Source organism: Cupriavidus sp. HE11 (assembly GCF_056097175.1).
Genome location: NZ_CP184465.1, coordinates 784,020 through 807,003 on the forward strand (window position 1 = coordinate 784,020; position 22,984 = coordinate 807,003).

The window sequence follows — 22,984 nt, forward strand, 5'->3', positions numbered from 1 at the left end:
GCCGGCGTGCCCTCTCAATGAAAATCCCGGCTCCCCACCATCAGCCTGCCCAGCAGCGGACTCAGGTCCACCAGTTCGTGGGCCACCAGGTGCCTGACGTCGCCCTGCCGTTGCCAGGTGCCGATCACCCCCAGCAGCGTTGCGCCCAACACCTCCTTGCGCTGGCGTTCGACCAGGTCGGGCCAGATGATCACGTTGATCGATCCGGTTTCGTCCTCGATGGACGTGAAGATCGTGCCGCTGGCCGTGGATGGACGCTGGCGCACCGTCACGATGCCGCACGCGCGCACGCGGCGGCCGTTGCCCAGGCGTGACAGCTGCTGCGCGGTAAGGTACTTGAGCGCGGTCAGCCGGTGCCGCAGCAGCGTCAGCGGGTGGCATTTCAGTGACAGGCCCATGCTTGCATAGTCGGCCGCCACGTCCTCGCCGATCTTCGGCTCGGGCAATGCCAGTGTCTGCTCCTGCGGCGGCGCCTCGTGCAGCAGGTCGCGATGGGCGGTCTGCACCGCCGCGCCACGTGCATGCCAGCGCGCCTGGCGCCGATGGCCGGCCAGCGACACCAGCGCGTCGGCCGCGGCCAGCACGTCGATGTCGTGCGCATCGAGCCCAGCGCGGCGTGCCAGGTCTTCCACGCTTTCGAAAGGCCGTTCGGCACGCGCGGCCTCGATGCGCAGCGCGGCGGCCTCGCGCATGCCCTTGACGCGATTCATGCCCAGCCGTACGTCGCGAAACCGCTGCCCCGGCCGCTGCGGTTCCAGTACGCTCTCCCAGCCGCAGATCGTCACATCCACCGGCTGCGTCTCCACCAGATGGCGGCGCGCATCCTGCACCAGCTGCGATGCCGAATAGAACCCCATCGGCAGGCTATTGAGCAGCGCGCACAGGAACGCGTCGGGGTGGTGGCACTTGATCCACGCGCTCACATAGACCAGTTTGGCAAAGCTGGCCGCATGGCTTTCCGGGAAACCGTATTCGCCAAACCCTTCGATCTGCCTGCAGATCGCCAGCGCGAATGCCTCCGGGTAGCCGCGTGACGTCAGCGCGCGCACCAGCGCGTCCTGGTGCTTCTTGAGATCGCCCCGGCGGCGCCAGGCGGCCATCGAACGGCGCAGCTGATCGGCCTGCCCGGGCGTGAAGCCCGCCGCCTCGATAGCCAGCTGCATCACCTGTTCCTGGAAGATCGGAATGCCCAGCGTACGGCCCAGCACGCGGCGGATCACGTCGTTGAAGTAGGTTGGCAGCTTGCCCGTGCGGCGCAGGTCCTCGCGCCGTTTCAGGTACGGATGGACCATGCCGCCCTGGATCGGACCGGGCCGCACGATAGCCACTTCCACGACCAGGTCGTAGTACTGGCGCGGCTGCAGGCGCGGCAGCATCGACTGCTGCGCCCGCGATTCGATCTGGAACACGCCGATGGTGTCGGCCTTGCAGATCATCGCGTAGGTGGCGTCGTCGGTCTCGGGCAGGTCTTCCATGCGCGTGGGCAGCCCCGCGCGCTCGGGCTCGGGGTTCGGGATCATCGCCAGCGCACGCCGGATGGCGGTCAGCATGCCCAGCGCCAGCACGTCCACCTTGAGCAGGCCCAGCGATTCCAGGTCGTCCTTGTCCCACTGGATCACGCTGCGATCCTTCATGGCGGCGTTCTCGATCGGCACCAGCCGCGACAGCTTGTGCCGCGCGATCACAAAGCCACCCACATGCTGCGACAGGTGGCGCGGGAAGCCGCGCAACTGCTCGGTCAGGCTGGCCCATTGCCCCACGGCCGGTGAATCGGGGTCGAGCCCGTAGCGCGAGATCCGCTCGATGAACGCGGTGCCGCCGTCCCACCACGCCTGGCCCTTGACCACCTGCTCCACCACACTCGGATCGATGCCGAGCGCGCGCCCCACGTCGCGCAACGCGCTGCGCGAGCGATACGTGATCAGCGACGCGGCCAGCGCGGCACGATGCCGGCCGTACTTGTCGTAGATGTACTGGATGACTTCCTCGCGCCGCTGGTGCTCGAAGTCGACATCGATATCGGGCGGCTCGTCGCGCTCGCGCGACAGGAAACGCCCGAACAGCAGGTTGGCCTGCTCGGGGCTGACCTCCGTGATATGCAGGCAGTAGCAGACCAGTGAATTGGCGGCCGAGCCGCGCCCCTGGCACAGGATGCCCAGCTTGCGCGCATGGCTGACGATGTCGTAGACGGTCAGGAAGAACGGCTCGTAGCTCTTTTCCTCGATCAGTTCGAGTTCGCCTTCGAGCTGCTTTTCCCATTCGGGCTCCATGCCGTGCGGGAAACGCTCGTCAATGCCTTTCCTGACCTCCTGCCGCAGATAGCCGATCGGCGTCAGCCCATCGGGCACCAGTTCCTCGGGATATTCGTAGCGCAACGTGTCGAGCGAGAACCGGCACTGGTCGGCGATATGCAGCGTGCGCGCCAGCGTCTCGCGCGGATAGAGCCGCGACAGCACCTGCCGCATGCGCAGGTGAGCCTCGGCATTGGGCGCCAGCGCCATGCCGCAGGCGGGCAGCGGCTGACCAAGCCGGATGGCGGTCAGCACATCGGACAGCGGCTTGCGCGAACGCACGTGCATATTGACCGCGCCGGTAGCCACCAGCGGCACCCCGGTGTCGCGCGACACCTGCTGCAGGCGCTCGCGGTGCAGCGCTTCGGCGTGACCCTGCAGCAGTTCCAGCGCGATCGATACCCGATCGCCGAACACGTCGCGGCACCACTGCGCCTGCGCGCGCAGCACGTCGGCATCGGGGCAGTAATCGGGCAGCAGGATCGCCAGGCAATCGGGCATGCCGCGCAGGTGATGCTCGTCGGGCTGCGGATCGGCAATATCGGACGGATACAGCACGTAGCTGCCCTTGTCGGCGCGGCGGCGGCCGAGCGTGATGAATTCGCTAAGATTGCCAAAGCCTTCGCGGTTCTGCGCCAGCAACACCAGGCGGGGCGGCGGCATGGTGTCGCCGGGGTCCGCAGTCAGCGTGAAACGGCTGCCGATGATCAGGTTGAACGCATCGGCCGCGGCGGCCAGCGTTTCCAGCATCGCATGCCGGCGGGCGGCGGCATCGGGGTCTTCGCCGAAGTCGACCGGCGCCCCGTGCCCCTCTCCGTCATCGCCCCCTTCATCACCCCCTTCATCGTCCTCGCCTTCTTCGTCTTCCTCCTCCTCGACGAAGGCCACGATGTCCTCCACGTCGTCGGCCTCCCCGGCGGTCTGCCCCGCCGCCAGACGCCGTGCGCTGCGGGCCACGGCCTCCCACATGTCCTCGCGCAATACCTTGATGGCGTGGTGCGCGCGGGCGGTGCCGGCGACCGAACACTCGTCGGTCAGCGCCAGGCCGCTGTAGCCCAGCTGGAACGCGCGGGAGATCAGTTCCTGCGGGTGCGACGCACCGGTCAGGAACGTGAAATTGGAAATGCAGTGCAGCTCGACATAGTCGGGCAACGACGGCAGCAGGGAAGACAATCCGGGCAACATCGCCAGACTCCCGGGCACTCAGGCAAACAGGCCGTGCAGGAACCAGCGGTATTCGCCGCCGTCTTCCTGCCCGTCGCGCGTGGGGCGGCCGGGGCGTTCGCGATAGACCCAGCAGCGCAGCCCGTCGGCACGTTCGGCAATGAAATAGTCGCGCGTGGCAAGGCCGCCATCCCACCAGCCGGCCTCGATGCGTTCGGGGCGCGTCAGCATGACCAGCGGCCCCTGGTACACGGGGCGATGCCTTTCCACGCGCAGCGGCTGCGGCGCTTCCAGCAGCCAGAGCGGCCGCTCCGGCGGCAAGGCTCCCGCCGCCGGCGCACGCGCGGGCGTCTCGCCCACCGGGCACCACTGGTTGGCGCGTTCGGGACGATGGTCGGGCAGCGGTTGCGGCTGCAGCACGTTGTCGCGGCCCAGGCGGGCCACCAGCGTATCGAGCAGCCGGCCCAGTTCGGCCGGTTCGGCGCCGGGCTCCGGAAACAGCGAATCGCTCTGCGGCACGCAGGTTTCCATCGTTTCCACGCGCAGCCCCAGGCCGCCCACCGGCGCATGAAAACGCACCTTGTCGAGCTTCTCGCGCAGCAGCTTCGACAGATGTACGGGGTCGCGGCTCGGTTGCGCCAGCGCCAGCGGCACCGGCGTGCTTTCGGTGTCCTCGCCCAGCCGGTAGCGCTCGTGTTCCAGCATCAGCACGCAGCGCGTCACGCCGGCCTGCTGCGCCGCCAGCCAGCCCGACAGCGCCAGCAGCAGCCGCTGCGCCCCGGCCAGCACGCCTTCGGCCGATTCGATACGGCCCGGCAGTTCCATGCGTTGCGCAAACGCGGGCGGCGCTTCGAACCATGCAAAGCCCGAAGGCGCCTTGCCATAGGCCTGGTCCAGCCGCGCCAGCAGTTCGGTGCCGATGCGGCGCGACAAACCCGCGCGCGGCAACTGCCGCACCTGTCCCAGCGTGTGGCAGCCAACGCCTTCGAGCCAGTCGGGATCGGTGTACGCCTGCAGGCAGCTCACGGGCAAGCGGTCCAGCAGGCGCACCATGCGCGGCGCCTGCATCGCGCGCCGGGCCGGACGGACGATGCCGCGCGATGTCTTGCGCAGCGGCTGGCGCGCCAGCCATGCCGCGCCCTGCGCCGTGGTGCCGCTGCCGATCTGCACGAACGTGCCCAGTTGCCGCACGCGGCTACGGATCGCCCGGCACAGCGCGCGATGCCCGCCGAACAGGCGCAGGCTGGCCGTGACGTCGAGCATCACCGTCGCCGATTCGGGTTCCGGATCGATCGTCACGGCCGGCGTGAAATGCAACAGCGTCAGCGCCACCGAGGTCACCAGATCGGTCTCGGCGGCCGGGTCGCGTTCGAGCTGCACCACGTCGGCCGACAATGCCTGCACGCCGCCGCGCCGCATGCCGTAGCACACGCCCAGCGCCGCGGCCGAGCCATTGGCCAGCACCACGCGCTCGTGCGCCATCACGGCCACCGGCAGTTGTTGCAGCGTACCGTTGCCATGCGTGGAGGGGCTGCCGGCGGGCTCAGGCCAGCTCGGTTGCAGCGCGTCCAGCGGCAGGCGCGGCAGATGTACCGCGATCCAGTACGTCATGGGCAATCGGATCGATACCCGCCGGAACGGCGGGCGTGGGAACAGCAGGCACGCCCGTGCGCCGGGGCACATGGGCCATGCCTTCGAGTGGCAACAGCAACGGCGTATCGCGCACCGGGCCGCGCCGCTTGTGGAAGACGATCGACATCAGGTTGCCGGGCTGCGGCGACAGCGCCAGCCGCAGCACTGCCGGCGACGAATCGTGCAGCACCCGCACCGGGCGCAGCACCCACACCACGGTATCGCCGGCCTGCGCCAGCACCTGCAGGCGCCGCAGCGCCTCGGGCCGCGCGCCGGCCAGCCAGACCAGCACCGCGCCAAATGCCTGGCTGCGCAGCATCTGTTCGGCTGCCCAGAGCATATCCGTGCGCTGCGAGGCCATCGTGGCGGCCACGGGCGGGCGCACCCAATAGAGCTGCCGAGCGGGCAGGCGGCCATCGTCCAGCATGCCCGCCAGTGCGCCCGCATTGGGCAGGTGAGGCGGATTGACCAGCGCGATGCGCCGGCCACCGGCCGCCAGCGTGCGCAGTGCCGGCATCAGCAGGCGCAATTCGCCCGCCCCGTCCTGCGTCAGCAGCAGTTCCGTCACTGCGCCGGCCGGCCAGCCGCCACCCGGCAACTCGGCCGTCAGGGCGTCATAGCCAGTCGGGCAGACAGGCAGCCGGCCGGCACGGCCCAGCTGGCCCGCACGCCACAGGCCGGGATACCGCTGTTCGAGTTCGCGCACCGATTCGCGAGGCGGCTCGGCGGGCTGAAGGAATGGGGGCGCATGGTCCTCCGTCAGAAGCGAAGGCTGCCCATGCGGGGCTGGGATCATGATCAGGTGGTCGGCCCACGCGCAGTCGGCGCGGACATGGGAATTTGTCGAATACTGTATGTTTATACAGTATCGAGGCCGACGCAAGGGGTACGCTATCCGGGTGCCGAAAACGACGCATTCGAAGTGATTTTTGCGTCCTTGCCACACTTGCACGCGGACGAATGCAAACAAGTGTCAAGTGTCATTGTGAAGTGTCAGGCAGTGCGGAAAAATGCGCGGCATGAAAAGGAATACGCGCGAATGCGTGCATCTGCTGATGGAAGGTTTGCAGCGTCAGGGCCCGGTGCGCCGTGACGGGCTGGCCGACGCCTGCGGCCTGTCCGCCGAGGAGACCACGCGCGCCCTGAAAGCCGCGCGGCAGATGAGCGTGATCGATCATGTGCCTTACGGCCCCGGCACGCCGCCGGCCGCCGTCTTCTATCAGCTGACCGGCCGCCAGTTGCCGCCGGCCCGCAGGAGCACGCGCATTCCGCCAGCCCCCGACGACCGTTTCCAGCCGTTGCTGGAAGCCTGGTGGAACAGCAGCGAACTGGACCGCGCCTGAATTCAGGCCGGTCGCAGGATGATCGGCTGCGCTGCCACGATGGGCACCTCGGCGCCATGGCACGCCGCGTAGTGATCGCACCCCTCGCATGACGGCTCCGGGCACGGATGGATGTCCAGCCGCTCGCAAACCCGGTGGTAGAAGAACTTCTTCCACTTCATTTCGGTGGTGTTGGCCGCGAATACCGGCTCGAAGACCTGCTGCAGCAGCGTCGATACATCGTCACGCCCCGACAGTCCCATGTCCTGCCACAGGTGCGTATGGCCGAAGCAGCCAGACGCCAGCGCATGCGCGGCCCAATGGACATCCGGGCCGTACTGGCCCGGCGTGTGGCCGTCTTCCAGCATGTCGACCAGATCGGCGAATTCGCACGGCAGCGCGTCGGCATCCTGGGGTGGTGCATCAGGCTCCCAGCCAGCCGCCGCGGCACCCGGAAAATGGTGATCGAGCATGCGCCGGAATTCCCCCGGCGGCAGGCCCAGCCACTGTGCAAAGCGCGGCAGGCGCCCCGCGCAGGCACTTTCCAGCACGCCTGCCAACGCCCGCGTGACGGGGTCTCCGGGATAGGCGGCAAACGCATCGAGCAACAGTAACGAGCGGTTCATCTTGGGACGGCAATCATGGTGCGCCCGCCCGGGCGACGGGCTTCGCAACGCAATATAGTCCTGTATATAGCGATGGGTCAAACCGCCCGGGCATGCAGGCGGGTTCCCGCCTACCTGTCCCGCCGGTAGCGGGCCTGCATGATCTGGATCCACTCGCCGTTGCCGGCCTGCATGAACGACGTGAGCGTACGGTTATCGTCGTCCTGGAACGCCACCACATCGCGATATTTCGCCATCTTGCCCGGCACCACGGTGCCATCCGGGCCGAACGCCGGACCATCGGCGCGCAGGGTCAGCGTCTTGCCGTCGGCCTCCAGATCGCCCTCGTAGATCCACATGTGGGTCATCATCGAGCCGATAAAGGTGCCCACAAAGTGCTTGCGCGCGGGGTCGTAGCCCAGCGTCATGACCGTCATGGCCGGCCCGCAGCCGGGGAATTCCCCTTCGGAGCGGGTCTGCACCCAGGTCTCGCCAACCTTGCTCACCTGCTCGGGGATCTTCCACTTCTCGGTGGGGCCTTCCGGGCCCATCTGGGCTTCGCCTTCCGCAGTCCAGTTGCCAACCAGCCTGTGCAGCCAGCGGTGTTCGTTGGTGGTTTCGACATACATGCCAGGGTCTCCAGTGGATAGGTTCAGATCGGTGCCGCTGCTTTGTGTACAGCGTACACAAATCGTAGGTGACGATCGGATCGATGTCCACATTGGCGTGGCTGAATGACAGAAACTTAATCTTGGGTCTCGTGCGCCACTTTTGCGCGGTGCCAGACGCATTGAGACGGATGAGCAAGACATTGAGCCGCCCGCGTCTGCGGCCCCGTCCATGTCTGCGTACTATCCGATACATCAACAAGAACCGAATGCGAGCCGATCATGGGCGCCCCCACCCCATCCCCTACCTCATTCCCCACCGTCCGGACCATTCCGCTGTCGTTCTTCGGCATGGCCGTCGGCACGCTGGCGCTGGCCAATGTCTGGCGCGGCGCCCTCCACGTGTGGGCCCTCCCTGCGCTGCCGGCCACGGTGCTGGCCTGGCTGGGCCTGGGGATCTGGATGGTGCTGCTGGGTGCCTATGCCCGTAAATGGCTGGTGGCGCCGACGGCTGCCCGCGCGGAAATGACCGATCCGGTGCAGTCGTCGTTCGCGGCGCTGATCCCCACCTCCACGCTTCTTGCGACGCAGTTGGTGCATCCCTATGCGCCGCAGGTGGCGGTTGCGCTGTTCGTCGCCGCGACGGTCGGGCAACTGGCGCTGGGCGCGGCCTTGCATGGCCGGCTCTGGCAAGGCGGCATCCGGCCCGAAGCCGTGACACCGGCCGCCTATCTGCCGGCTGTGGCGCCGGGCTTCGTGGGCGCCACGTCGGCCATGCTGTTCGGATGGCACACCATCGGCATGCTGCTGTTCGGCGCAAGCCTGCTGTCGTGGATCGCCATCGAATCGATGCTGCTGAACCGCGCCGCCGTCAACGCGCCGCTGCCCGAGGCACGTCGTGCGCTGCTGGGCATCCAGATTGCGCCGCCCGTGGTGGGCGGCACGGCCTACCTGGCGCTGACGCAAGGCCAGCCCGACCTGTTCGCGTATGCGCTGCTGGGCTATGGCCTGTACCAGGCGCTGTTGATGCTGCGGCTGCTGCCGTGGATCGGCACGCAGCGATTCTCGCCGGGCTACTGGGCGTTCAGCTTCGGCGTGGCCGCCTTGCCCGGCATGGCGATCCGCATGGTCGCCCGCGGCGGCGGCGACCTGGAAGGCGCTGCGTTCGCGCTGTTCGTCGCGGCTAACGCGATCATTGGCCTGCTGATCTGGAAGACGGTGGCGCTGCTGCTGCGTGGCACGCTGCTGCCTTCGCAAGCAGTGCCTGCCGCCCCGGCGCCCGTGCGGGCGACGGAAACGGCCTGACCTGCCCGTTACTGCGGCAGCCGGACCTTCGGCACGATGAACTGGTTGCCCGGTGCGCGCATCACGTCGCACTGGGCTTCGCCCTTGCGCGCCTCGCCGCCCTGGTTCACGAACTCGATACTGCCCACCACGCTATAGACGTCTTCCGCCACGCGACGCGAGGTGCCCTGCACCCAGCGGAACTTGTCGGGATTCGGCAGTTTGGCCTTGACGGCCTCCATGCAGGCCACCGGCGCCTCGGGCGCTTCGGGCCGGCCGCCACGCTGGCCCATTTCGATATTGACGGGGGCGTCGGCGGCGGCTGCCACCATCGGCAACCCGATCGCCATGCAGGCCAGGGACGTCACGAGCTTGCGGCGCATGTGTGTTGTCACAGATGTACTCCAGAACGAAAACGGCCGGCACGCGCGATGCATGCCGGCCGGTTGCCATTGTACTGCGGCAGAAATCCCTTACGCGCTCACGCCATTACACCGACATGTCGCGCGGCTCGGGCTTGCGGTCGTCGAACCAGCGGTACAGCGTAGGCACCATCACCAGCGTCAGCAGCGTCGACGTGATCAACCCGCCAATCACCACCACGGCCAGCGGCCGCTGCACCTCGGAACCCGGACCGGTCGAGAACAGGAACGGCACCAGGCCCAGCATGGCGATGGTGGCTGTCATCATCACCGGCCGGAAACGCTGCGTAGCGCCGCGCACCACCGCATTGCGCAGCGACATGCCCGACTCGCGCAATGTGCGGATGTAGGACACCAGCACCACCCCGTTCAGCACCGCCATGCCCCATAGCGCGATAAAGCCCACCGACGCCGGCACCGACAGGTATTCGCCGGTGACGAACAGCCCGATGATGCCGCCGATCGATGCAAACGGCAGCACTGTGATGATCAGCGTGGCAAAGCGCAACGAGTTGAACAGCAGGAACAGCAGGAAGAAGATCGCGGCGATGGTGATCGGCACGATCAGCTTCAGGTGGCCCATGGCACGTTCCATGTTCTGGAACTGGCCGCCCCACTCGTAGTAGTAGCCCTCCGGCAGCTTGACCTTGGACTCGGTGGCGGACTGCAGTTCGGCCACGAAGCCGCCCAGGTCACGGTCCTTCACGTTGATCATCACCACCACGCGGCGCTTGGCCATTTCGCGGCTGATCTGCGCGGGGCCGTCGCTGACCTCGATCTTCGCCACGCTCTGCAGCGGCACCTGCACGCCATCGGGCGCCTGCACCAGCAGGTTGCGAATGGCCTGCACGTTGCCGCGGAACTCCTCCGGCAGGCGCACCGCCGCCGCAAAGCGGCGCTCGCCCTCGAAGATGTCCGTGGCCCGCTTGCCGCCGATGGCGATCTCGATGATGTCGTGGATGTCCGACACGTTCAGCCCGTAGCGCGCAATCGCCTGCCGGTCGATTTCGATCGACAGGTATTGCTGGCCCGAAATGCGCTCGATCCGCACGTCCTCCGACCCCTTGATGCCGCCCGCCACGCGCGCGATCTCGCCGGCCAGCTCGCGCAGGCGGTCCAGGTCGTCGCCGAAGATCTTCACGGCGATGTCCGAACGCACGCCGCTGACCATCTCGTCCACGCGGTCCGAGATCGGCTGCGCCATCACCACCTGCACGCCCGGAATGGCCCGGAGCTTCTTGCGGATGGCGTCGGCAATGTCGTCCTGCGTCCAGCCGTCGGGCCATTCGTCGCGGTCCTTCAGGCTGACGATCGGCGTCGCCTCGTTCTGGCCCTGCGGATCGGCCGGGCTTTCGCCACGGCCCACGCCGGACACCACCGACTTCACGCCCGGCACCTCCAGCACCAGCTTGTTGGCCTGGCGCTCCAGCTTGAGCGATTCCTCCAGCGAGATGTTCGGCACACGGTCCAGCGCCGGCACGATCGACCCTTCCTTCATTTCCGGAATGAACGATGTCCCGAGCATCGGCACGACCAGCATCGAGGCGACAAACAGGCCCACGGCCGACAGCACCGTCTTCCTGCTGTTGAGCAGGGCCCAGTGCAGCATGCGCAGGTAGTGGCGCTTCATGAACGCGATCACGCGCGTGTCATGCTCGGCGCCGCCCTTGAGCAGGTACGACGACAGCACCGGCGACAACGTCAGCGACAGGAACAGCGAGATCGCCAGCGCAATCGAGATCGTGATCGCCAGCGGCGCGAACATCTTGCCTTCCATGCCCTGCAGCGTCATCAGCGGCAGGAACACCAGGATGATGATGCCCACGCCAACGATCACCGGCGTTGCCACTTCCTGCACCGCCTTGACCAGGATCTGGTTGCGCGTCAGCCCTGACTTGTCCGCATGGCCCAGCCGCTCGAACGCGTTCTCCACGACCACCACCGACCCGTCCACCATCAGGCCGATGGCGATGGCCAGCCCGCCCAGCGACATCAGGTTGGCCGACAGCCCGATCCGGTTCATGACCATGAACGTCAGCAATGGCGTCAGCACCAGCGTCGCCAGCACGATGACCGACGAGCGCACGTCGCCCAGGAACAGGAACAGCACGATCACCACCAGCACCACGCCTTCGAGCAGCACCTTGGTGACCGTCCACAAGGCGGAGTCCACCAGCTCGCTGCGGTCGTAGTACGGCACGATCTGCAGGCCGCCGGGGATCATGCCCTTCTCGTTGATCTCCGCCACGCGTGCCTTGACCCGGCTCACCACTTCCTTGGCGTTGCCGGCGCGCATCATCATCACGATGCCGCCCACCGCCTCGGTCTGGCCGTTCTTGATCACGGCCCCCTGGCGCACCTCGTGGCCGATGGTCACCTGCGCCACATCGCGCACGTAGACTGGCGTGCCGTTGATCTGCTTGAGCACGATGCTGCCGATGTCGTCGACGCCCTTCGCCAGGCCCACGCCGCGGATCAGGTACTGCTCCGCGTAGTGCGGCAGCACGCCGCCACCCGAGTTGGCATTGTTGCGCGCCAGCGCCTGGTACACCTGCTGCAGGCTGACCTCGTAGTGACGCATCCGCTCCGGGTTGACCAGTGCCTGGTACTGCCGCACGTAGCCGCCCTGCGAGTTGATTTCGGCCACGCCCGGAATCGAACGCAGCAGCGGGCGCACCACCCAGTCCTGCGCGATCCGGCGCTCGGCCAGCTCTTCCTGCGTCAGTTCGCGGTCGCCGTCGTCAGGCCGGTCCAGCGTGTACTGGTAGACCTCGCCCAGGCCGGTGGACACCGGCCCCAGCACTGGCGTCACGCCTTCCGGCATGCGGCCCGTCACCTCGATCAGCCGCTCCATGACGAGCTGCCGCGCAAAGTAGACGTCGGTCTTGTCGGTGAACACAAGCGTGATCAGCGACAGGCCGGCCTTGTTCAGCGAACGCATCTCCTCGAGTCCGGGCAGGCCCGTCATCGACATTTCGATGGGCACGGTGACAAAGCGCTCGACTTCCTCGGGCGAACGGCCGGTGGCTTCGGTGGCGATCTGCACCTGGACGTTGGTTACGTCCGGGAAAGCATCGACCGACAGCTTGCCAGCCGCGCGCAGGCCAAAGAAGAACAGCACCACCGCCACCACGCACACCACCAGCCGCTGCTTGATCGCGGCTTCCACAAGCGATGTCATCATGGCGGCTTACCCCTGTTCCAGGCGCTTGCGCTCGTTGTCGAGGTGGAACGCGCCCTCCACGACCACGCGGTCGCCCGCCTTGATTCCGCCCTGAACCACGCGCATGCCGTCGCTCTCCGAACCCAGCTTCACCTTGGTCAGGCGATACTGGCCGGGCGCCGTTTCCACGTAGACCTGTTCGTCGTTACCGTCGCGCACCACGGCCGAGCCGGGCACCACCAGCGTATCGATGGGCTTGCCCGCAATCAGCATGCTGGCGAGCATGGCCGGCTTCAGGCGCCCTTCCTTGTTCTCCAGCTCGGTACGGACCAGCACCGTGCGCGATTGCGGATTCACGGTGCGGCCCACGTAGATCAGCTTGCCGGTAATCCGGCCATTGGTATTGGCAAGCGACGGCACCTCGATGTCGACCGCCTGGCCTTCGGCCACCTGGGCGGCCTGCTGCTCGGGCACCTCGGCCACCACCCAGACACGCGACAGGTCTGCCACGGTGTACAGCGCATCGGCCGGCTGCACCACCTGGCCCTGGGCCACGTTGCGCTCCACCACGGTGCCGCTGATGCTGGAGAACACCGGCGAGTACGATTCGATGCTGCCGTTCTTCGCCAGCGTGGAAATGGCCTGCGCGGACATGCCCAGCACGCGCAGCTGGTCGCGATAGGCGCGCATCTCGGCGGCGGCAATCGCGTATTCGCTCTGGCGGCGCTGCAGTTCGGCCCGGCCGATCACATCGGCGTCGAACAGCTGGCGCGCGCGCTCGGCGTTGCGGGCCTGCAGGTCGTTCTGGGCCTCGGCCTTCAGGAAGGCCATCTGCGCGGCGCCAAGTTCGCTGCTGTGCAGACGGGCCAGCACCTGGCCGGCCTTCACTTCCTGGCCCAGGATGGCGTAGAGGTCGGTCACACGGCCGGTGACGGTGGCACCGATGCGCGAGACGCGCTGTTCATCGAAGTCGATACGGCCGGCCACGCGCAGCATCTCGCTGAACGGGGACGCTGCCACGGGCGCGACCTTGAGGGTCTTCTGCAGGTTGTCTTCGGCCTTGACGATGCCGGGCGGCAGCTTGGGCGCCTCGGCAACGGCTTCGGGTTCCTTGGAGCAGCCGGCCAGCGACATCACCATCACGGCGGCGGCGGCAATCGAAAGCAGGGAATGAGAGGGACGCATGTTCAGTTCAGATTCTGGGAGACGGGCCGGGAGGGCACGACGGCAGCGGCGCCAGGCGTGGCCGACATGAGCTTTTCGATCTGGATGGCGGCGATCTGCAGCTCGTACTGCGCGTTGATCAGTTCGCTGCGCGCATTGCGCAGCACGCGCTGGGCGTCGAGATAGTCGAGAATGCCGCGCTCGCCAAAGCGGTAGGCGGCTTCCGCCACGCCCAGCGCCGATTCGGCTTCGCGCACGATGCCCGATTCCAGCGCGGTGACCTGCGCCTGCGTGATCTCGTACTGCTGGTAGGCGGTATCAAGCTCCTGCGCGAGTTCGAACTCGCGCGCCTCCAGCGCGGTGCGGGCCTGCGTGGCCTGCGCCGTGGCTTCGCCCACCGGGCCGCTGCGGCGGTCCCACAACGGGATCGTCATGACCAGGCCAATCTGCGAGACGTTGTTGTCCGGCTGGCGATCGGTACTGGCGCGCAGCGACACCTCGGGCCAGCGCAGCGAGCGCTGGTAGTCCACCCCCAGGCGGGCGCGTTCCAGTTCGCTGCGGCGCTGGTTCAGCTCGGCGTTGTTGGCCTGCATGCCGTCGCGCAGCACGGCCAGGTTGGGCACGTCTGGCGTATTCGCCAGACTGCCCGTCAGCCCGAAGCGCATCGGCATGGCACCACCCACCTGCTGGCGCAGCGATGCCTTCGACTGGTCGACACGCAGTTCTGCCGTCTGCAGCGTCTTCTGCGCGGCCAGCAGTTCGGTATCGGCCTTGATCAGCTCGTAGCGCGGTGCCTCGCCCACGTCCACGCGCACCTTGGCCCGCTCCTGGATCTGGCGCATCAGGTTCAGGTCCTCGCGCGCGGCGGCCAGTTCGGTTTCGCGCCGCAGCACCTGGAAGTACGCCGTCTTGACCCGCGCGGCCAGTTCGGCACGGAAGGTCTGGCGCTGGGCCTCGGAAGCTTCCAGCCCACGGCCAGCCATCTGCTGGCGCAGGTTGCGCTGGTTCGGATAGTCGAACTTCTGCACGACGGCGTACGACGGTGCGTTGCCGCTGGTCACACCCGGCTGCTTGCCGGACAGCCGTCCGTACATCACTTCCACCTGCGGGTTGGGATAGGCACGTGCGCTGCTGATCGCCGCGGTGGCGGCGTCCACATTGGCCTGCGCGGCCTCTGCGCCCTTGTTGGTCGATTGCGCGAGTTCCAGCAACTGCGGCAACGCGAAGTTCTCGGCCGCGGGCGTGGTGGCACGCGGCATGGCCTTGGCTGCCAGCTTCATGCCGGGTGCCGTGGTCGGTGTTGCGGTCGGTGTCGCGGTCGTGGCCGCCCTGGCGGTCGGCAACTGGCCTGCCTCGGCCTGCGTCCCGGTATGGGCCATTTTCGCGGAGGCACTGGCCGGCACGGGCTGGGCGGCCCAGGCCGGCGCCGCCACGAACGACAGCGACGCGACCCAGGTCAACGATTTCTTGGTCTTCATGTCGGAATGGTTCAAACGGTACGGCTTGCCCGGCCACCCACGACAGGCGCGCCGCGTGCCGCCCGGCATCAGGACACCGGGGGCAAACGGCAAACGCTTTCAGCCGCGACACGGAGCGGTCGCGGGCATTACGGGGCGCAAGGGCAAGGAATAAGCGCACCGTCCGGCATCAGCCGGGACGGTGGCCTGGAGACTCAGGCGAGGAGATTGGGCGGCCGGAACAGGCCTTCGGACTCGAACGTGGTACGCGCCGTGGGCGCCTGGAACCGGTCACTGACGGATTCAGCGAGTTCGAAATTGGGGAGGACAAAAAGGGCGCTGGTTTCGTCGACCGCGTCGAACAGGTCGAGCGGATCGAGCAGGTCGGCCGACCAGATATTGCAGTAGCCCGGCGGCGGGCCGTCGTCGACGGCATCATCGTCGGCACCGAAGTCGGGATCGCCGGGCAGCACCAGCTGGGCGAGATCGTCGCCGGTGGCCAGCATGGCGTAGTCGGGCGCGTCAGCGGCATCGGCCACATCAGGCACAACGGCCGCCGCGGCCACGTGTGCCGCTTGCACCGCATCGGACATCTGCGTCGCCTGCCCTGCCTGCGGCGCGCCAGCGCGCACGTTCGCCGCTGCCGAAAAGGACAGCGCGGACAAGCACATGGCAGTCAGCAGGAAGAGGACGAAACGTAACAAGATGGGGGCGCGATTGCAGACATTTGACAGACAATGCCGACGACATTGCTGCGGTACAGCATTGTAACCGAACGCAACAATGGACTCGGGAAACGGCTACGAGTTCCTTTGGATCCGCCCGCGCACCCCCGTTTTGCATGGCATCGGGCGCCTTGCCGGCACCCGCCTCGCCGCTCAAACCACGGCGTCTTGCGCCCGTTTCACCGCACCGCCACCGGATTCACATTCACCTGGGTCGATCCCACATACAGCGGCTGGCCCAGCACGAACAGGAATTCCCAGGCCTTGTCGCGCACCAGGGCGCGGCTATCGATCAGCTCCAGGTTATAGATGCCACGCTTTGCCAGCATGAACTGGTTCACCGGAAACTCGTCCTTGCCGTGCGGATTGGGGTAGACCTCCGACGCCCAGGTGTCGCCCCCGAACGCGACGATGCCCTGGTCGGCCAGCCACCTGGCCGCTTCCATGCCGATACCGGGCTCCACCTCCAGGAACTGCTGGTTGTCCTTGCCGATCAGTTCAAGCCAGCCGGTATTGAACAGCACCACGTCGCCCTTGCGCAGCGTGATGCCCTGCTTCTTCAGCACCGCCTGGATGTCGGCCACCGTGAACTCGGTGCCGCCCGGCACGATGGCCTTGCCGTAGTGCGCGGTCATGTCCAGCACCACGCCACGCGTGACCATGGGCGGCACCTTTTCCACGCCAAGCTTCTTCACGCCGTCGACCGTGACGAAATCCGCAGCCTTGTTGCCGTTGTAGTAGACGTTGTCGATGCCGATATGGCCGATACCGTTGAGCTGGGTGCCCACGCCGGTCCACGCGTTCACCAGTTCGTCATTGAACGTGAACTTGTTCGGCCCCAGCGACTTGCCGGCCTGCTGGCCGACCTGCACGTTGTAGAGCCGGAAGCTGCGGTGCCGGAACGCCGGCAGGTTCTTGTCGACCGGCACGGCCAGCGGATAGGTCTTGCCGGTCTTGACCAGCGTGACCGCCTGCCGGACCACCTCGGGCGTCAGCAGGTTGGCCGCGCCGATCTCGTCGCTGGCGCCGTACGGGGACGGTGCCCAGTCTGTGGAGGGAGCGGCCGGGGCCGCCGAAGCGGCAGCGGTGTAGATGGCAAGCGGCAACGCCGCGGCCAGGGCAAGTGTCTTCAGTAATTGCATCGTCAGTGCCCGCTATGTCTCAGGCGGCCTTGGCAGCCAGCGCGGGGTAGTCGGTCAGCCCCTGCTCCCCGCCGCCGAACAGCGTGTTGCGGTCGTGCGGGGTGAGCGCGGCGCCGGTGCGCAGGCGCTCGGGCAGGTCCGGATTGGCCACGAACGGGCGGCCAAAGGCGATCAGGTCGGCCCAGCCCTCGTGCAGCGCGGCGTTGGCGCGTTCGGCGGTGTACTTGCCGGCGTAGATCAGGGTGCCCGGGAACACCTCGCGCAGGCGCTGCTTGAACGCCAGCGGCATATGCGGGGCATCGTCCCAGTCGGCTTCGGCAATATGGATGTAGCCCACGCCAAGCTCGCCCAGCAGCCTGGCCGCTGCCGCATAGGTGGTTTCCGGATCGGCGTCGACGCAGCCATTCAGCGTGGTCAGCGGCGCCAGGCGGATACCGACCCGATCCTTGCTGCCCGTGCCTTCGATCAGCGCCTGGGCTACTTCGCCCAGGAAACGCAGCCGGTTGTCCAGCGATCCGCCGTATTCGTCCGTGCGGTTGTTGGCCCCGGAATCGATAAACTGGTTCACCAGGTAGCCGTTGGCCGCATGCAGTTCCACGCCGTCGAACCCGGCCGCCATCGCGTTGCGCGCGGCCTGGCGGTATTCGTCGACGATCGCATGGATCTCGCCCACGCTCAGCGCACGCGGCTGCGATGCCTGCACGAAGCCCGGCGTGCCGTCGCGCTCGGCCACGAAGACGTTGACGCCCGCTGCCTGGATGGCCGACGACGATACCGGCGACTGGCCGTCGAGCAGGCTGATATGGCTGAGCCGGCCCACATGCCAGAGCTGGGCGAAGATGCGTCCGCCAGCGGCATGCACGGCGCGGGTCACCTTGCGCCAGCCCGCCACCTGCTCGGGCGTGTGGATGCCCGGGGTCCATGCATAGCCTTTGCCCAGCGGCGATATCCACGTGCCTTCGCTGACGATCAGGCCGGCGCCGGCGCGCTGCGCGTAGTACTCGGCCATCAGGTCGTTGGGCACATCGCCGGGCTGGCTGGCGCGCGAGCGCGTCATGGGCGGCATCACGATGCGGTTGGGCAGTGCCAGCCCACCCAGCGCATAGGGCTGGAACAGCGGCGCTGGGGAAGCGGTGTCGATCGAAGGATTGCTCATCGGAAACTCCTGTGTGGATCGATCGGGACGATCGGAATGGACACAGTGTGCCGATTTGTCGTTTGCAGATTAAGCCGCGAATCGACGAAATACCTTTGAACTGGAATCAACAATCAGGCAGGTAGTCCTGCTCCCCACTCCCATGCAATGGGCGAGGGGAGCAAACCACAGGTCAGGGTGCCGCCACCCCCCGCATCTGGGCTGCGTACGGCGTGTAGAAGCTGGATCCCGCCCACGGCGCGGTGGCAACGTTGTACAGCGCGGCGCCTTGCGTGTAGTTGGTACCGTCGTGCCAGTCGCCCGAGCCCTTGTATTTGGCAACCGCCGGGTACGGATACACGGGTCGCGAAGCCGTGACCGCGTTGGTCGTCGCATCGGTCTGGTAGGTCATCACGTCGTTGGGGGCCGTGCCCTGCTCGACCCAGGCGGTGACGCGCGATACCAGGTCGATATTGGGATTGCCCTCGCCGCCGCCGCAGTGGCTGACGCCGGGGATCAGGTACATCCGCGCAAACCCGTCGACCGCCGATGCCCCCATCGTGCTCTGCATCGCCTCGTAGTAGGCGATGGTGAACAGCGGCGAGATATGCTGGTCGGCCCAGCCATGCCACAGGATCAGCTTGCCGCCGGCCTTCTGGAATGCGGACAGGTCGGGGTTGGTCGCATCGTTCAGCGAATGGTTGGCCAGCAGGTAGTCGGTGAAGAAGTTGGCATCGTGATAGCCGAATGTGTTGATGTTCGGCATGGTGGGCGAGCCCGTGAAGATCAGGTTATAGGCACCCGTCACGATCATGTTGCTGAACAGGCCGGTCACCGGCACGGCGGGGTCGGTCGAATTCGAGCTGGGCACTTCCACGCCAATCCAGTTGGCCTCCGAGCCGAATTGCGGCGAGCCGGCCAGCATGCGCTTGCCGTTGGTGGTGTCGAACGGGCCGCTGTAGATCTGGTTGGCGGTGGCAACCTCGGCTGCCGTCAGGCACTTGCTGGTGTCGGTGGCGCCTGCCGCGCACTGGATCGAGACCGGATTGAAATGGCACACGCGCGGGTCGGCCAGCAGCCCGTCGGGCGCGCCGCTGGTGCCACCACAGGCGGCCACCACGGCCTGGTGCAGCACCTTGGCCTTGTCGGCATACAGCACGACATTGCCGGTGTTGTCGCCAGTGGTGCTGTTCGAGATCACGTTCCAGCCGTGATAGAGCGAGTTCTGCGTCTGGAAGTGCGCGGCGGGCGCGCCGGCAATGATGCCGTTGTAGTCGTTCGGATACCGTTGCGCGGCCATCAGCGCTTCACGGCCGCCATCGGAGCAGCCCACGAAGTACGCATACTTCTGCGGCTGGCCGTAGTACGTCTGGATCAGCTTCTTGGCCGCCAGCGTGGTGATGTGCTGGCCGCGATAGGCAAAGTCGGCCTGCTTCTGCGGGTCTGACGACCACGTGGCATCCGCGCCGGTGTGGCCCATGTCGGTTGCCGCCGTCGCAAAGCCGCCCTGTTGTACCAGCGGGCAGTTGTAGCTGAAGCTGAACGAACTCTGCTTGGTCGGATCGCTGAGGTTGCCGCACAGGCCGCCGCAGCCCAGTTCGGCAAAGCGTTGCGTCCAGGTGCTGACCGGCAGCGCCACCTCGAACGTGTTGGCTGGCGCCAGCGTGCCCTTGACCGTGCAGAACTGCACCGATGCGCCATTGACCGTTGCGGTGGTAACCGTGGCCGATGCAATCGTGCTGCCCGCACCGCCGATGTCGGTCAGGTCGACCGACGCCAGCTTTGCGCAGTCCACCACGGGCGCCACCACCTGCAACGTGGTGGTGGTCGTTGTGCCCGTACCCGGGGATGTGGTGGTCGTGCTGCTGCCCGATGAAGCGGTGGAACTGCCGTCGCCGCCGCAGCCCGCCAGGCCCGCGGTTGCCACGCAGAGGGTGAGCCACGCCAGCACCGACGTGGCCGAAAAGCGAACGATAGGGGCGAGCGCGAGCCGCCCGGCACGAAGCCGATTTCTCATGGATGTCTCCTGGAACGGTCGCCTCTTATTGAGGCGGGGCCGGCAGCAGCGCCAGCCTCGCCACGACAGTGGGCGATGAGTGAGGTGTCGGCGTCGAACCTGCACCACGGTACGCACCAACGAGACGAAGGATGCGCGGAACCGACTCGCGCGCGGTTGCAATGTGGCGCACCCTCCGTTGCCGTTCGCTTATTGGAGACGACGGCTCGATTCTTCCGGCTAAGGGATCAGTCCCACGCCGGGGCCAGCGCTTCGGGGCTGACCTCGCGGCCGTTGCGCTCCAGCGCGGCGATGGCCGCCATGTCGTCGGCATCGAGCTTCAGGTCGCGCGCCAGCAGGTTGCTGGCCAGGTTCTCGCGTTTGGTCGACGAAGGAATCACCGCATGGCCAAGCTGCAGCGCCCAGGCCAGCGTCACCTGCGCCACCGTGGCGTTATGCCGCTCCGCAATGCGCGCCAGCACCGGGTCCTTCAGCACCTTGCCGTAGGCAAGCGTCATGTACGACGTCACGGCAATGCCCTGTTCCTTCAGGTACGCCACGAGCTTGCGGTTCTGCAGGTACGGGCTCAGTTCGACCTGGTTGGTTGCGATCTCGCCCTGGCCCACCACATCGATGGCCTGCTGGGTCAGCGCGATATTGAAGTTCGACACGCCAATCTGGCGCGTCAGGCCGCGTGCCTTGGCCTCGGCCAGCGCAGCCATGAACTCGGGCAGCGACACGCCGTTGTCCGGGGCCGGCCAATGGATCAGCGTCAGGTCCACGTAGTCGGTGCGCAGCTTGTCCAGGCTCTCGCGCAGGCTGGGCACGAGCTTGTCGGCGGCGTAGTTGGCCGTCCAGATCTTGGTGGTCACAAACAGCGCGTCGCGCTTGACGCCGCTTTCGCCGATGGCCTGGCCGACATCGGCCTCGTTGCCATAGATCTGCGCGGTATCGACGGCCCGATAGCCCAGGTCCAGCGCGTTACGCACCGAATCCACGGCGGCCTGGCCGGTCAGACGAAACGTGCCAACACCAAAAGACGGGATGCTCATCGGTAACTCCTGTGAAATTGCGGACTCGGTCCTTGCTGGGATGACCGCAGTATGCCGAAGCTACCTTTGCCGATTAAGCCGTGTATCGGCGAATAAATGTTGATATGAAATCAACAATCCGCCGGTCAGTCGTCCATTTCCTGCAGCGCCCGCCACTGGATCTTGCCCGTGCCCGACTTGGGCAGCGCGTCCACGAAGCGGACGATGCGGGGCACCTTGTAAGCCGCCATGTGCTCGCGGCACCACGCAATGATCGATGCCTCGTCCGCGCCGGACGACCCGGGCTTGAGCACCACCACCGCCTTGACCGTCTCGCCGCGCCGGGCGTCCTGTGCGGCCACCACACAGGCTTCGTGGATGGCCGGATGCCCGTACAGCAGGCTTTCCACCTCGGCGGGCCACACCTTGTAGCCGTTGGCGTTGATCATGCGCTTGAGCCGGTCGCGCATGAAAAAGTACCCCTCGTCGTCCACGTAGCCCAGGTCGCCCGTGCGCAGGAAGCGCTTGCCGTCGATCTCGATAAACGTCTCTGCGTCGGCCTCGGGGTTGCGCCAGTAGCCACGCATGATCTGCCCGCCGTGCAGCACGATCTCGCCGGTCTCGCCGGCCGGCAGTTCCGCCAACGTGGCCGGGTCCACCACGCGGGCGTCCACGCCGAACGTCGCCACGCCCAGGCACTCGCGCTTGGCGCGATGGCGCGGATTCGACAGGATGAACGCGGCCGTCTCGGTCATGCCATACGCCTCCACGTAAGGCAAACCGAAGCGCGTCTGAAGCGTGGTGGCAACTGCTTCGGGCATGGCCGCGCCCCCGCCACCAAGGAACGACAGGCTCGACAGGTCGCGGCCTTCGATGCCAGGCTGCGCGAAGAAGTCCACCAGCATCGCCGGCGGCGCATTCCAGTTGCTGACCCGGAAGCGTTCGATCAGCGCCGCCGCCAGCGGTGCATCCCAGCGCGGCATCAGGACGATGGTCGCGCCCAGATACAGCGGCGCGTGCACGCCGTTCTGCAGGCCGAGCATATGGAACATTGGCGCCACGGCCAGGAACACGCTCTCGGGCCCATTCGCGCGCCAGACCTGCGAACCCGCCGCCGCGCACATCAGCGAGCGATGCGTGTGCATGCAGCCCTTTGGCCGTCCGGTGGTGCCCGATGTGTAGGCCAGCAACGCCAGCGTCTCCGGGCCAGCCTGGTGCGGCGCCGGCGCGCGCTGCGCCGCCATCGCCGCCGTCCACGTGGTGGCCGGGCCAGCCATGGCCGACATTGGCAGGTCCAGGCGTTCGCGCACCCAGCCGGGCACGGGCAGGCCCCCGTCGTCGTCGAGCACATCCGCATAGGCAAAGGTGACCACGCGCTCGATGGCCGTGCCATGCAGCGGTGCAAGTTGCGCGTAGAGGTCTTCGGCAACGATGACCACGCGCGCGCCGCTGTCGGCGGCCACGTGTTCGATTTCCCCCGTCAGCCACATGGGGTTGGCAGGCACGAGCACAGCCTCGGCGCGCAGAATTGCGTAACTGGCAATGATGTATTGCGGACAGTTCTGCGCGCACAGCATTACCCGGTCGCCGGGCTTTACACCGCAGTCCTGCTGCAGATATCCGGCCAGGCGTTCGATGTCTTGCAGCAGGCGCATGTACGTGATGGCCGTGCCGAAGTACTGGATGGCCGTCTTGCCGGGATAGCGGCGCGCGGCGTGCTCGACGTTGTAGACGAGGCTGGTGGCCGGTACGTGGATCGTGCGGGGGAGTCCGGCGGGCCAGTGCGGCGAGCGGATCAGGGTCGATGCGGGCGCCACGGATGCGAAGGTCATCTTGGAGTCTG

17 protein-coding genes are annotated in these 22,984 nt (G+C 67.0%); 2 read left to right on the top strand and 15 right to left on the bottom strand.

The features are described 5' to 3' along the window. Positions 1 to 14: 14 nt before the first annotated feature. From ACOABP_RS20940 to imuA, 3 genes are read right to left on the bottom strand one after another with little or no spacing between them, the layout of a single operon-like run. Positions 15 to 3,476 (bottom strand): error-prone DNA polymerase, encoded by a 3,462-nt coding sequence (locus ACOABP_RS20940; RefSeq protein WP_474230003.1) that lies wholly within the window; start codon positions 3,474 to 3,476, stop codon positions 15 to 17. An 18-nt stretch (positions 3,477 to 3,494) separates the two neighbouring features. Next, complete coding sequence (locus ACOABP_RS20945) at positions 3,495 to 5,066, bottom strand: Y-family DNA polymerase (RefSeq protein WP_474230005.1); 1,572 nt, start codon at positions 5,064 to 5,066, stop codon at positions 3,495 to 3,497. Continuing rightward, positions 4,999 to 5,883 (bottom strand): translesion DNA synthesis-associated protein ImuA, encoded by an 885-nt coding sequence (gene imuA, locus ACOABP_RS20950; RefSeq protein ID WP_474230006.1) that lies wholly within the window; start codon positions 5,881 to 5,883, stop codon positions 4,999 to 5,001. The genes ACOABP_RS20945 and imuA overlap by 68 nt, the downstream gene beginning before the upstream one ends. A 223-nt stretch (positions 5,884 to 6,106) precedes the next feature. Here imuA and ACOABP_RS20955 point away from each other — a divergent pair, with 223 nt between their 5' ends. Then, a complete protein-coding gene (locus ACOABP_RS20955; protein ID WP_474230007.1) occupies positions 6,107 to 6,430 on the top strand; it encodes a hypothetical protein in 324 nt (107 codons plus the stop codon). A gap of 2 nt (positions 6,431 to 6,432) precedes the next feature. Here ACOABP_RS20955 and ACOABP_RS20960 read toward each other — a convergent pair whose 3' ends face one another. Further along, positions 6,433 to 7,035, bottom strand: a complete 603-nt coding sequence (locus ACOABP_RS20960) for a nitrogen fixation protein NifQ (RefSeq protein ID WP_474230008.1) — start codon at positions 7,033 to 7,035, stop codon at positions 6,433 to 6,435. A gap of 110 nt (positions 7,036 to 7,145) precedes the next feature. After that, entirely contained in the window at positions 7,146 to 7,643 is a 498-nt protein-coding gene (locus tag ACOABP_RS20965) for a DUF1579 domain-containing protein (protein WP_474230009.1), read from the bottom strand. Positions 7,644 to 7,904: 261 nt separating this feature from the next. On the opposite strand from ACOABP_RS20965, the gene tehA reads away from it, so the two are divergent. After that, complete coding sequence (tehA, locus tag ACOABP_RS20970) at positions 7,905 to 8,927, top strand: dicarboxylate transporter/tellurite-resistance protein TehA (RefSeq protein WP_474230010.1); 1,023 nt, start codon at positions 7,905 to 7,907, stop codon at positions 8,925 to 8,927. 8 nt (positions 8,928 to 8,935) lie between these two features. On the opposite strand, the gene ACOABP_RS20975 is transcribed toward tehA, so the two are convergent. From ACOABP_RS20975 to ACOABP_RS21020, 10 genes are all read right to left on the bottom strand, one after another. Further along, positions 8,936 to 9,301: a DUF2880 domain-containing protein gene (locus tag ACOABP_RS20975; RefSeq protein ID WP_474230012.1), complete on the bottom strand. Its 366-nt coding sequence runs from the start codon at positions 9,299 to 9,301 to the stop codon at positions 8,936 to 8,938. 94 nt (positions 9,302 to 9,395) lie between these two features. Beyond that, positions 9,396 to 12,512 carry an efflux RND transporter permease subunit gene (locus ACOABP_RS20980; RefSeq protein WP_474230014.1) on the bottom strand — a complete coding sequence of 1,039 codons (3,117 nt, stop codon included), beginning with the start codon at positions 12,510 to 12,512 and terminating at the stop codon, positions 9,396 to 9,398. Between the two features lie 6 nt (positions 12,513 to 12,518). Further along, positions 12,519 to 13,676: an efflux RND transporter periplasmic adaptor subunit gene (locus tag ACOABP_RS20985; protein WP_066737003.1), complete on the bottom strand. Its 1,158-nt coding sequence runs from the start codon at positions 13,674 to 13,676 to the stop codon at positions 12,519 to 12,521. Positions 13,677 to 13,678: 2 nt separating this feature from the next. Continuing rightward, positions 13,679 to 15,133, bottom strand: a complete 1,455-nt coding sequence (locus ACOABP_RS20990) for a TolC family protein (RefSeq protein ID WP_474230016.1) — start codon at positions 15,131 to 15,133, stop codon at positions 13,679 to 13,681. A 194-nt stretch (positions 15,134 to 15,327) separates the two neighbouring features. After that, positions 15,328 to 15,705, bottom strand: a complete 378-nt coding sequence (locus tag ACOABP_RS20995) for an auxiliary protein of the heavy metal cation-transporting efflux system HmyCBA (protein WP_474230018.1) — start codon at positions 15,703 to 15,705, stop codon at positions 15,328 to 15,330. 311 nt (positions 15,706 to 16,016) lie between these two features. Beyond that, a complete protein-coding gene (locus ACOABP_RS21000) occupies positions 16,017 to 16,979 on the bottom strand; it encodes a cyclase family protein (protein WP_474230019.1) in 963 nt (320 codons plus the stop codon). 19 nt (positions 16,980 to 16,998) lie between these two features. Then, the gene (locus tag ACOABP_RS21005) at positions 16,999 to 18,135 is read right to left on the bottom strand and encodes an alkene reductase (RefSeq protein WP_474230021.1); all 1,137 of its coding nucleotides are present in this window, start codon (positions 18,133 to 18,135) and stop codon (positions 16,999 to 17,001) included. Positions 18,136 to 18,307: 172 nt separating this feature from the next. Then, entirely contained in the window at positions 18,308 to 20,131 is a 1,824-nt protein-coding gene (locus ACOABP_RS21010; protein ID WP_474230022.1) for a tannase/feruloyl esterase family alpha/beta hydrolase, read from the bottom strand. A gap of 227 nt (positions 20,132 to 20,358) precedes the next feature. Continuing rightward, positions 20,359 to 21,162 (bottom strand): 2,5-didehydrogluconate reductase DkgB, encoded by an 804-nt coding sequence (gene dkgB, locus ACOABP_RS21015; protein WP_474230024.1) that lies wholly within the window; start codon positions 21,160 to 21,162, stop codon positions 20,359 to 20,361. 125 nt (positions 21,163 to 21,287) lie between these two features. After that, on the bottom strand, positions 21,288 to 22,973 hold the full coding sequence (locus tag ACOABP_RS21020) for a long-chain fatty acid--CoA ligase (RefSeq protein WP_474230025.1): 1,686 nt from the start codon (positions 22,971 to 22,973) through the stop codon (positions 21,288 to 21,290). Positions 22,974 to 22,984: the final 11 nt, after the last annotated feature.

Coding starts and splice junctions, on each gene's coding strand:
- ACOABP_RS20940 (WP_474230003.1), bottom strand. CDS start 3,476: ATGTTGCCCGGATTGTCTTCCCTGCTGCCGTCGTTGCCCGACTATGTC.
- ACOABP_RS20955 (WP_474230007.1), top strand. CDS start 6,107: ATGAAAAGGAATACGCGCGAATGCGTGCATCTGCTGATGGAAGGTTTG.
- dkgB (WP_474230024.1), bottom strand. CDS start 21,162: ATGAGCATCCCGTCTTTTGGTGTTGGCACGTTTCGTCTGACCGGCCAG.
- ACOABP_RS21010 (WP_474230022.1), bottom strand. CDS start 20,131: ATGAGAAATCGGCTTCGTGCCGGGCGGCTCGCGCTCGCCCCTATCGTT.
- tehA (WP_474230010.1), top strand. CDS start 7,905: ATGGGCGCCCCCACCCCATCCCCTACCTCATTCCCCACCGTCCGGACC.
- ACOABP_RS20960 (WP_474230008.1), bottom strand. CDS start 7,035: ATGAACCGCTCGTTACTGTTGCTCGATGCGTTTGCCGCCTATCCCGGA.
- imuA (WP_474230006.1), bottom strand. CDS start 5,883: ATGATCCCAGCCCCGCATGGGCAGCCTTCGCTTCTGACGGAGGACCAT.
- ACOABP_RS20995 (WP_474230018.1), bottom strand. CDS start 15,705: ATGTCCGATGCGGTGCAAGCGGCACACGTGGCCGCGGCGGCCGTTGTG.
- ACOABP_RS20965 (WP_474230009.1), bottom strand. CDS start 7,643: ATGTATGTCGAAACCACCAACGAACACCGCTGGCTGCACAGGCTGGTT.
- ACOABP_RS21005 (WP_474230021.1), bottom strand. CDS start 18,135: ATGAGCAATCCTTCGATCGACACCGCTTCCCCAGCGCCGCTGTTCCAG.
- ACOABP_RS20990 (WP_474230016.1), bottom strand. CDS start 15,133: ATGAAGACCAAGAAATCGTTGACCTGGGTCGCGTCGCTGTCGTTCGTG.
- ACOABP_RS20980 (WP_474230014.1), bottom strand. CDS start 12,512: ATGATGACATCGCTTGTGGAAGCCGCGATCAAGCAGCGGCTGGTGGTG.
- ACOABP_RS21000 (WP_474230019.1), bottom strand. CDS start 16,979: ATGCAATTACTGAAGACACTTGCCCTGGCCGCGGCGTTGCCGCTTGCC.
- ACOABP_RS20985 (WP_066737003.1), bottom strand. CDS start 13,676: ATGCGTCCCTCTCATTCCCTGCTTTCGATTGCCGCCGCCGCCGTGATG.
- ACOABP_RS20945 (WP_474230005.1), bottom strand. CDS start 5,066: ATGACGTACTGGATCGCGGTACATCTGCCGCGCCTGCCGCTGGACGCG.
- ACOABP_RS21020 (WP_474230025.1), bottom strand. CDS start 22,973: ATGACCTTCGCATCCGTGGCGCCCGCATCGACCCTGATCCGCTCGCCG.